A 3,899-nucleotide genomic window follows, 5' to 3' on the forward strand; every position below is an offset into this window, starting at 1 on the left:
CTTTTTGGTAAGCGCGTTCCTTGGCTACTCTTCTATTATAGATTTCTTCGGCTTTTTTATCGCCGCTCCAATAATCCGTAAAACCCGCTTCATTCCCCGCTTGTATCTCATCACTATAACCTGCCGTGAGACCAGACATAAGGTGGCTCCAAACCGCACGCGTCTTGCTCCAATCCTTGCCATCAAGTGGAGAAGAATCTGGTGTACTTGATTGATCTACTGTACTTTGTTGACTTTCAGAAAAAGAATTAGATAGCTTTGCAATCTCAGACGGGTCTTCAACTACGCGAAAACGCGTTCCATTTTTAGAATATACATATTGAGAAGAGGACGAAGGAAAAGTGTTAGCATGTGATCTTATAATTTTTTCAATTTCATCAGGGTCTTCAACTACGCGGAAACGCGTTCCATTCTTAGAGTATACACTTCTGCCAAATCGAATCTCTCCGATAAAGTAATCGTCACACTATATGGTACGCTATATTTTTTCATACATTCTATGTTACGCACCCACTTTTGTTTATATTTTTTACTGTCTAGATTTCTTATCTCTGAAATAACATCTGTGCCTATTTGTATCCCTAAAAAGAACGGATTACTCTTTAATAGCTTCAAATATGGTTGAATATAGATATGCCCCCCTGTTGCAATCCGAAAATATTTTTTACAAATGAGACACATACAAGTATATTTATGAAGTAAATCATAATCGAGCTCAAAAAGCTCTCCACCAGCAAGAATAATAAAATCAGATTTTATGTCATTTATTGTATATAAAGATTCAGGCAACGCGTCATCTCTCACCATATATTCCATCGAATACGGACAATGATTGCAGCCCGCACTGCAATTTTCATTACAAATTACAATATTATCGCCCATGAAATTTCTTATTCAAGTTCATATAATCCAATACTAATTGTTTCATGAAAATATTTTGGTATAGAGAAAGATCAGAAATTTTTTTAGCCACAAACGCTTTTATCATTGGTAAAGCTTCATCCTTTGATATAGACAGCAAATGAGAAATATAGTCTATCCGTTCTTCTAAATTGAGAGATAATCTTGGACTGGTGAAAAATGTTAAGATATCCAATTCCGGACTGGCTTCTTGACATAAATCCCAATCCACTACCATAAAAGAACTATCAGAAGTAACAATGATATTATCAGGATGTAAATCTCCATGTGATAAGATTATATTCTTGCTTAATCGATCTTGAAAGATCTTATTGATTTGATCAATAATCGCCTTTTGATGTAGCAAATCCATTTGGCTCAATACAGTACCTCGGATAAACTCCCATTCGACTACTTCATCGCAAAGTGTTATCAAATTTGGTGCAGGATAGAGACTTTGTCGAAAAGAGCCATCCTTGATGTTTTCATTAATGCACGATGCTTCCGGATAAATTTGCCCATAGCAAAACTCTTGATGCTTGCGTTTCAAGAAATGTTGTTTTGACGATTGTGCATTTTCAGGCTGTAACCAAATGATTTCTTGTTTTCTGACAAAAATAATTAAAGCAGACACCCCAAAAATCACAGCCATAATCACTGCCAACCACAAATTAGCTTGCCGGAATGTTGAAAAAACATGACCGTATAAAAAACTGAATGCAAAGGATACAACAGCTGTAATAATGGCTGTAAATGATAAAACAGTCGCGATAGCTTTGGGATCAATCAGTGAATTTATAAGAAGAGACGACAGATAAGATCGATAAGCAGACTTAAAAACACATAGCAGTAAAAATCCTAATATAAGAGCCGCAATGATTTGAAATGACATGAGAAAAAAAGCAATGGTTACCATACAACCAATCATTAAGACGGGAAAAGTAGGATTTTGAAACTTTGAAAAATACTTCTGAAACAATATATTGGAACTTACTGAACAAAAATTCCCAATGATAAAAATAATCGAAACCAAAATAGCAGGTTGAAATGGCAAAAAATCAGAAAATGCGATAGAAACAGTTCGATTATTAACCAAAATAGCAAAAGCTGAAACTGCACTTAAAAAAATAAGAGTGAAGCGATAGGGATTTTTGACTTCTTTACCGCTGGCGCACATAACTGTGAAAATATTCGGATGAGCGTTGATATGAAAACTATCTAATCCCTTCGTCAGTTTTGAAAACATAAAAATAGCAAAAATTAATGAAAGGACTTGAAAAATCAAAGGCAATGCAGGATGCACATAATAAAGTATTCCCCCTAAAAAAATAAGTACCGTTGTCACACTATAGGTAACAGCAGCCACTTCGGACTTAACGGAAAACAGTGTGCGATGCTTTGGTACTACAGAAAAGAGTAAACTATCTTCCGCACCTGAGAAACAAGCGGTTGCTAATGTAATACACAACAAATAAGTGGCGTAAGCAAAATATGCATAATTCATAAAAAGAGCTAAAAAACCGCAAAGAAAGAAAAACAGACCAGTATAAATAACGCGCTTACTTCCATAAACATCTGATAATAAACCCAAGGGGACTTCTAAGATCAAAGGAAGCAATAAAAAATAACTACCGATTAAAACAATATCCGCTTGCGACAAATGCAATTTTTCCGACAAAAAAAGTGGTAAAACAGCAACCACCAGAGCAGTAGACTTGCTAACACTATAAATCTTAAATTGCTTAACCTTATCCACAAAATACCTTCCCACGACATCCGCTACATGTGCCAGATTCTTTCAAAGATTTTAAAACGTTTTGAGCAGACCAATCTATTGCCTCATAATTTTGTAGATTCCCAAAAACTTCTGAATAAAAGCAATTTTTTAAATCTCCATTATAGTCCAATACCAAGGATGAAAATGGAAATAAACACATTAACGGCGACGAAACGTACGTAGAATTTTCGCCTAAGTAATAATTAATACAATTTACAAAATTTTGTGACGTCCATGAGATTTTCCTTTCTTGGAACTTTTTATCTATATAAATCTGGAGGGGGGATTCTTTCCTTGATAATTCATCTCTCAAATGAAAAAGTGAAGCGTTTGGCGGAAGAGTTTTGTTTCTTAAAGCCTTAGATCGATCCTTTGTATTATTTTTTCTAGAAAAACTAAATGACGACGTATCGAGCGGGCTGAATCCGACATAATCGACATCTTTGCTTATACAAAAATCGATAAAATTAATAATATTTTCTAGAATCTCTTTGGTAACTGTCGCTCTTATTCCTATACTTTGCAGAGGTTGAAGATTCTTAACTGTTTCAATGTATTTCCACACGCGATCAAATTTATTCGCCCCCCGTATATCATGATATCCTCCTCATATTGTTATTATGTACCTTATTTATATTCAAGACAATTAGTATTTTGTAAAAAGTTTGGAATTATACAACTTTATAATTGTAAAGTCAATTTAACTGTATTACGCAATATTCAGTTTGGAAAACAAATTGGCCTATACCGGTATAAATCGAAAAACTCTTGTGCTCAGCTAATTTCCATTTTAATTATTAAATTCATTCAAAAAGTATTATTCCTGATTTCAATGGCTATTTCACTTCAATCGCAATAAGAAATATGCAATGCTCTGCTTTATCAAGTAATTTTAAAAAGTTTTTTTTGGGCTGAAATTAAAGAATAGTTGTTGCGTAAATCAGCTTCTCAGAAGAAAAATTTTTCAATTATTTTTCTGTTTTAATTGTAATTTTGTGAAATACTACTTGCGGTGAATTTACCTTTAAAAGAGCTTCTACTCGACGCCAAAATACAAACTTTTATTTCTTATTAAAGATACAATCATATTGATTTATAATGATAATCTAGCTCTATTCATATTGAATTAGACCCTCGAATAACGCAAGATTCTCTCATTTCAAATCTGTTTATCTTGAATCAATCAAAACCACTATTTGCACATAACAAGTGGGATGAGCGT

General features: G+C 33.8%; 2 protein-coding genes. Both read right to left on the reverse strand.

All coding sequences use genetic code 11. From position 1 onward, the window contains the following. Positions 1 to 390: 390 nt before the first annotated feature. Complete coding sequence (locus tag ACFIJ7_RS09090; RefSeq protein WP_375645135.1) at positions 391 to 882, reverse strand: hypothetical protein; 492 nt, start codon at positions 880 to 882, stop codon at positions 391 to 393. Further along, positions 872 to 2,656, reverse strand: a complete 1,785-nt coding sequence (locus ACFIJ7_RS09095) for an MFS transporter (RefSeq protein WP_375645136.1) — start codon at positions 2,654 to 2,656, stop codon at positions 872 to 874. Before ACFIJ7_RS09095 ends, ACFIJ7_RS09090 begins: the two co-directional genes overlap by 11 nt. Positions 2,657 to 3,899 lie beyond the last annotated feature (1,243 nt).

Source organism: Bartonella sp. MR100HLJHH, assembly GCF_042194215.1.
In the GTDB taxonomy this organism is placed as follows: Bacteria; Pseudomonadota; Alphaproteobacteria; order Rhizobiales; family Rhizobiaceae; genus Bartonella; species Bartonella grahamii.

Coding starts and splice junctions, on each gene's coding strand:
- ACFIJ7_RS09090 (WP_375645135.1), bottom strand. CDS start 882: ATGGGCGATAATATTGTAATTTGTAATGAAAATTGCAGTGCGGGCTGC.